Here is a 6,095-nt window from a genome sequence, read left to right on the forward strand (position 1 = left end):
AGTCCATCGAGGTCCCTCGGGGAGAGGAGAGGCGGGGCGATGTCGTCTGCGCAGTCCGGTCCCGCGGAAGGCGTACCGGCGCCCCGGGCCGAGCTCCGGGACCCCTCCCGCCGGGACACGCGTGAGCGGCGCCGGCGGTCCTGGGTGACCGTGGGCTTCGCGCTGGGCCTCGGAGCGAGCCTGGCGTGGCTGGCAGTCCAGGCGGTCGTGCGGGTCAGTTCGATGCTGACCTTGCTGTTGCTGGCCGTGTTCATCGCGATCAGCCTGGAACCGTTCGTCGTGTGGCTGACGCGCCGGGGGCTCAGGCGCGGCTGGGCCGTCGCGATCGTCCTGACGGGGTTCCTCATGGTGCTCGGCGGATTCCTTGCCCTGGTCATCCCGCCGGTGACCAAGGAGATCTCCGCGCTGGTCGATGCCGTACCGGGCTGGCTGCAGCAGGTCCACGACCACCAGTCGACGATCGGGCGCCTGGAGGACCGCTACCACCTGGTCGAGAGGGCCAAGCAGCAGATCGGCTCCGGGGGCGGGGCGACCGGTCTGGCGGGCGGCGTTCTGGGCGCCGGCCAGCTGGTCCTCAGCACCCTCACTTCCACGGCCATCGTGATCACGGTGACTCTGTACTGCATGGCCGCACTGCCGGCCATCAAGGAGTTCTGTCTCCGCTTCGTCGCGGCCAGCCACCGCGAGCGGGTCGCGGGCGTGACCGAGGAGATCATGAACCGGATCGGCAAGTTCATGCTCGGCAATCTTGTCACCTCGGGGATCGCCGGAGTGGCGACCTTCGGCTGGTGCACCGCCACCGGGGTTCCGTACGCTGCCGCGCTCGGCGTCTTCACGGCCCTGATGGACATGATCCCGATCGTCGGCTCCACCCTGGCCGGCATCGTCGTCAGCCTCGTCGCCCTCTCGGTCTCCCTCCCCGTCGCGATCGCCACAGCCGTCTTCTACATCGTCTTCCGGGTCGCCGAGGACTACCTCATCGTGCCGCGGGCCATGAAGTTCGCGGTCGACGTCCATCCTCTGGTCACCGTCCTCGCCGTGCTGGTCGGCGGTGCGCTCCTCGGCATCATCGGCGCCCTTGTCGCCATCCCGGCGGCCGTGGCCGTGGGCCTCGTCCTGGACGAGTACGTCTTTCCCGAGAAGGAACGCAGGTGACGCCACCCGATCCGAGGTTCTGCTGTCTGAAGGAGCACGAGAGGGGTACGCGTACCGGGCCGGCAAAAGGCCCGTCCGCTGACGGGCGCTCCTGCCCCGACAGTGTGCGGCCGTGCCGCACAGCGCATGGGCCCGCGGTGGCTCGGTGCCGTGCGCCGAGGCCGCAGACAGGGGCGGGATTGCGCCGCCGAACGCCAGGAGATCGCCCTATGGCCACTGTGTCCCTCACCGAGACGTCCGCGCAGGACGCCGCCATCGTCTTCGACGTCCTGCGAACCGCGTTTCCCACCGACCGTCCCGCCTCCGACCTGCCCCACGAACGGCCGGGCGGTCACCCGGCCGTGTGGAGCGCGGAGTTCGAACCGACCCAGGAGTGGAGCCGTCCCGGTCCGGTCTCCTTGAACGGCTCGGTCTCCGCCACCCTCCAAGGCGACTACGTGGCTGTCGGCCGACTGCTCGAAGCCCTCGGCGCGGTGTTCGACGTCCGCCGACGGGGAGCGGCGTCCGGAGACCAGGAACAGGAGGTCGACCTACGGCTCGGCACCAAGGAATAGGGGACGAGAGACCGTACGCGCGCGGTCGAACCACGAGGAGTTGAACGGCATGGTGCGGATCGGGTACACGATGATGACCGAGCAGGCCGGTCCACGGAAGCTCGTGGAGCACGTCGTGGGCGCCGAACGGGCGGGCTTCGACTTCTCGGTCACGTCCGACCACTACTTTCCCTGGCTGGAGTCCCAGGGCCACGCACCCTACGCGTGGAGTGTGCTCGGTGCCGCCGCCCAGGCCACCGAACGGATCCCGCTGATGACGTACGTGACCTGCCCGACGACCCGCTACCACCCGGCGGTCGTCGCCCAGAAGGCCGCCACCGTGCAGCTGCTCTCCCAGGGCCGGTTCCGGCTGGGGCTGGGTTCCGGGGAGAACCTCAACGAGCACGTCACCGGGGAAGGCTGGCCCGCGGCCCACGTCCGGCTGGAAAAGCTGGAGGAGGCCGTGGAGATCATCCGCTCGCTCCTGGCGGGGGAGAACGTCAACCACCACGGCGTGCACTTCGACGTGGAGAACGCCAGGTTGTGGGACCTGCCCGACGTGCCCTTGCCGATCGGCATCGCCGTCTCGGGTGACCACTCGTGCGAAGTAGCGGGGCACCTGGCCGATCTGCTGATCGCCACGGAACCCCGGCCCGAACTGATCACCGCCTTCGAACGTCACGGCGGCACCGGCAAACCCAAGGTCGGCCAACTGCCCATCTGTTACGACACCGACCGCGACGCGGCCGTCACCCGTGCCCATGAGCAGTTCCGCTGGTTCGGCGGCGGCTGGCCGGTCAACTCCGAGCTGCCCGGACCCACGGCCTTCGCATCCGCCACCCGGTTCGTGCGGCCCGAGGACGTGGCCGAGTCCGTTCCCTGCGGCGACGACGTGCAGGCGGTCGTGGAGGCCGTACGCCCGTATGCCGACGCGGGGTTCACCGAGGTCGCGCTCGTCCAGGTCGGCGGCGACCACCAGGAGACGTACCTGGAATGGGCCCAGCACAAGCTCCTGCCCGCACTTCGTGAACTGTGAGAGGGCGAGGCTGTCCGGAATGAGTGCGAAACGTGCCGCGATCTTCGACATCGACGGGACACTGGTCGACACCAACCACCTTCACGTGGTGACGTGGTGGGAGGCGTTCCGGCAGGCGGGCCACCACGTTCCCATGCGGGCGATCCACCGTGCCGTGGGTCTCAGCGGCGGGGACCTGCTGGACCACCTGCTCGGTGACGGCCGCGACACATCCGGCGACGAACAGCTCAGCGCGGCCCACCACACCCTGTACGCCACCTGCTTCGAGCGGCTCCCGGCGCTGGACGCTGCGGGTGACCTGTTGCGCGCGCTGGCCGGACGGGGCTGGGAGATCGTCCTGGCGACCTCGGCCGGCGGCGCGGAGCTCGCCGCTCTGCGCGGCGCCGTCGACGCGGACGACGTCATCCTCGGGGCCACCAGCGCGGACGACGTCGCCGACGGCAAACCCGCCCCCGACCCCGTCCAGCAGGCCCGGGAACTCGCCGGTGTCCCGAGCGAGCGCGCCGTGTTCGTCGGCGACAGCGTCTGGGACATGGAGGCGGCCGTGCGGGACGGAGTGACGCCGGTGGCGGTTCTGTCCGGCGGGAGTCCGCGCGCGGACCTGGAGGACGCCGGTGCCCACGCCGTGTACCAGGACCCCGCAGACCTCCTCGCCCACCTCGATGACGGCGTCTTCGCCGACATCGAGGGAGCGGGCTGAGAGGGCGCGCGATCAGCTCGTGCCGCGGCTGAACGGGGCGCTCGGACCACGCGGCCGTTGTCAGTAGCCGCTCAGAAGGGCCCGTACCCGGCGCGGGGCGTCCGGGCCGGCGGAACTGTACCAGCGCGAGGGCCGGCCGCTGCCCTCGGTGGCTCATGACGGCCGGTGCCTGCGACGGCCCGGCCGCACGGCCGGCAGGAAGGAAGGATCACGACGCGCAAGCGCGGACTCACCACGAACTCCTGTCGTCCCGGCAACGGGACACCGGTAATCAGCGCCTCGCGACATCCGTTGCACAGGTCACAGCAATCGGCCGCCACCGCGAACGAGTGACAGCAAATCGCACTGACATTGATTATGGAAAACCGTTGGTAGTGACTCCCGAAAACATGTCGGAACGACATCCCTGGATTCGCCATGGGTAGCCTCACGGGGCGTTTGCCGAACCGAGCCTCGGACGCGACGCCCGTGCCGGTACCCGGACGCGAGCGCATCGCCGACGAGAGGCTCGGCCCTCGGCACGAGAGGTTGCAGGGGGCATCGGCGGGCAAGTGAAGCGGCGTTGCTGTGTGAGGGTTCAGCCGGTGGTGAGTACGGAGTCGTCCTGCGGGCGGGCGCCGGGCAACTGGTGGCGGGCGGCGATGAGGGCGACGTCGACGTCCTGCGTTCCGGTCGAGACGCACAGGGTATAGGCGATGTCGTTCATCCGCTGCTGTGCGGCCGGGTTGCCGTTCTCGGCGTGCAGGGCGCGCAACGTCTCGTACTGCACGACCAAGTCCTTCAAGACCGCGGGGTGAGCCATCAGCACCTGAGACCTCCATTTGCTTGAACCTGCCGTGCGCGATCCGATTACCCCTGGCGGATGAGGCCATGCAGTGGCTTGCGAGGTCCTGACACCATCGAGTGTCCGTCCTTTCGCGGCAAGTCGTTGGCCGCTTCCACGCGCGAGGACCGTTCCGGAGAGTGGCGCCACGGTGTCGTGGCGGTTCGTCGTCCCTCGGCAGCCGTGGGCGATCACGACCTGATGCGGCTCTCGGTGTCGGCCGGACGCCGTGGCAGCCGGAAGGCCAACAGCAGGGCGAGCGGCCACAGGGTGGCGAAGCATCCCAGGACGGCGAGATCGGAGGTGAGGAGTCTCCTGTGGGTGCGTCGATGGCTGACGGGTTCCCCTCAAGTACCGACAGAGGCTCCAGACGCGCGTGTTTCCGCACTCCGCGGAGCAGGCGGAGCAATGGGGGAGGCCACGGCCGAGCCGCCGTGAAGACCGTCCAGGTCCGTGCGAGGCGCCGTCGAGACCTGCGGGAACCGTCGCGGGCTCGGTGATCAGTACGTCGACTTCATCGTCCGCCACGACGCCGACCGTCAGATGCTCGACGAGGCCCTGCGCCAGCTGATGCACGAGGTCGTGGAACACGATGCGGGACCCTCGACGACGCCACCTCTCTCCTTGCTGAGCGGCGGGCGGCCACCAAGACCGGCTCACGCCCTGAACCGCGACAGGACCCGCCCAGGGCGAATCAGGTTTCCCGCCCTGCCCGTTGGACACCCGCGACGAGACGAACAGCGAGGACGGGCCGGATGAACCGAGCCCCGACCAGACCGACTCAGAAGGAAGTTGAGCCGCCGTGACCGCGGAAACCGCCGATACGACCGTTGCTTGCCGACCCGAGACGGGCTGGGCGAGGGTACGTCGTCCGCGCCGGCGAGGAGGCGTACGCACCTGCCTGCCCGCGACGCTCGACCGCGACGCGGGGCGGACGCGGCAGGGGGACGACTGGAACGTCGTACGGGGCGAGGACTGACCGTCGCCGCACGCGTGCCGGAGTGCCGGTGACAGCCGACCGGGTGGACCTCTCGCGGGACCGTGCCGGTGGGGGCCACACGGGGAACCAGTCAGAGCCGGGCGGGACCGACCCGCCCGACGTTGGACCAGCGAGAGGCGGAGAGACGATGGGGCACGGCGGAGACGCGATCGCGGAGCTGATGACCGACCACCGCGAGGTCGAGGAGATGTTCGCCCGGATCCAGGCGATGCCGGGCGGCGGGCAGGAACTTCGCGATGTCGTGGACGAGGTCACCATCGAACTGGTCCGGCACTCGATCGCCGAGGAGGAGTACCTGTACCCGGCGGTGCGCGAGCACATCGAGGGCGGTGACCGGATCGCGGACAAGGAGATCGCTGACCACGGCCGGGTCGAGAAGCTCCTCAAGGAGCTGGAGAAGACGGACACCGACGACCCCCGCATGGGCCCGTTGCTGCAGCAGCTCATGGAGGAGGTTTCCGCCCACGTCCAGGACGAGGAGGAGAACCTCTTTCCGATGCTGCGCCAGGCCTGCACCGTCGAGGCGCTGAACGACCTCGGCGACAAGATCCGCCGGGCCAAGTCCATGGCCCCGACCCGCCCGCACCCGTCCGCCCCGAGCACCCCGCCGGCGAACAAGATCCTCTCTCCCGGCGTCGGGCTGGTGGACCGGGCCCGCGACCTCATCTCCGGTCGCGGGAAGTCCTGAGCCGCGGCCGCTGGCGCGTGCTCCGTCACAGGCGGGGGGGGGGGGGGGCCCCCCCCCCCCCCGGGGGGGGCCCCCCCCCCCCCGGGGGGCCGCCCCCCCCCCCCGGGCCGCCCCCCCCCCCCCGCGGGGGGGCGCGGGGGGCGCCCCGCCCCCCCCCCCC

General features: G+C 70.5%; 6 protein-coding genes. 5 read left to right on the forward strand and 1 reads right to left on the reverse strand.

Going from position 1 to position 6,095, the window contains the following annotated elements:
* Positions 1-39: 39 nt before the first annotated feature.
* The 4 genes from ACIQVL_RS30610 (at position 40) to ACIQVL_RS30625 (ending at position 3,424) form a co-directional block, all read left to right on the forward strand.
* Positions 40-1,155, forward strand: a complete 1,116-nt coding sequence (locus ACIQVL_RS30610) for an AI-2E family transporter (protein ID WP_403476929.1) — start codon at positions 40-42, stop codon at positions 1,153-1,155.
* Between the two features lie 209 nt (positions 1,156-1,364).
* Positions 1,365-1,709, forward strand: coding sequence for a hypothetical protein (locus tag ACIQVL_RS30615; protein ID WP_403445311.1), 345 nt, complete (start codon positions 1,365-1,367; stop codon positions 1,707-1,709).
* Between the two features lie 49 nt (positions 1,710-1,758).
* Positions 1,759-2,724 (forward strand): LLM class F420-dependent oxidoreductase, encoded by a 966-nt coding sequence (locus ACIQVL_RS30620; protein ID WP_403476930.1) that lies wholly within the window; start codon positions 1,759-1,761, stop codon positions 2,722-2,724.
* Between the two features lie 19 nt (positions 2,725-2,743).
* Complete coding sequence (locus ACIQVL_RS30625; protein ID WP_403476931.1) at positions 2,744-3,424, forward strand: HAD family hydrolase; 681 nt, start codon at positions 2,744-2,746, stop codon at positions 3,422-3,424.
* A 577-nt stretch (positions 3,425-4,001) separates the two neighbouring features.
* Here the strand turns inward: ACIQVL_RS30625 and ACIQVL_RS30630 are convergent.
* Complete coding sequence (locus tag ACIQVL_RS30630; RefSeq protein WP_403445303.1) at positions 4,002-4,232, reverse strand: DUF5133 domain-containing protein; 231 nt, start codon at positions 4,230-4,232, stop codon at positions 4,002-4,004.
* 1,142 nt (positions 4,233-5,374) lie between these two features.
* Here ACIQVL_RS30630 and ACIQVL_RS30635 point away from each other — a divergent pair.
* Positions 5,375-5,935 (forward strand): hemerythrin domain-containing protein, encoded by a 561-nt coding sequence (locus ACIQVL_RS30635; protein WP_403445291.1) that lies wholly within the window; start codon positions 5,375-5,377, stop codon positions 5,933-5,935.
* The last annotated feature ends 160 nt before the right edge of the window (positions 5,936-6,095 follow it).

The organism is Streptomyces sp. NPDC090499, assembly GCF_044769305.1.
In the GTDB taxonomy this organism is placed as follows: domain Bacteria; phylum Actinomycetota; class Actinomycetes; order Streptomycetales; family Streptomycetaceae; genus Streptomyces.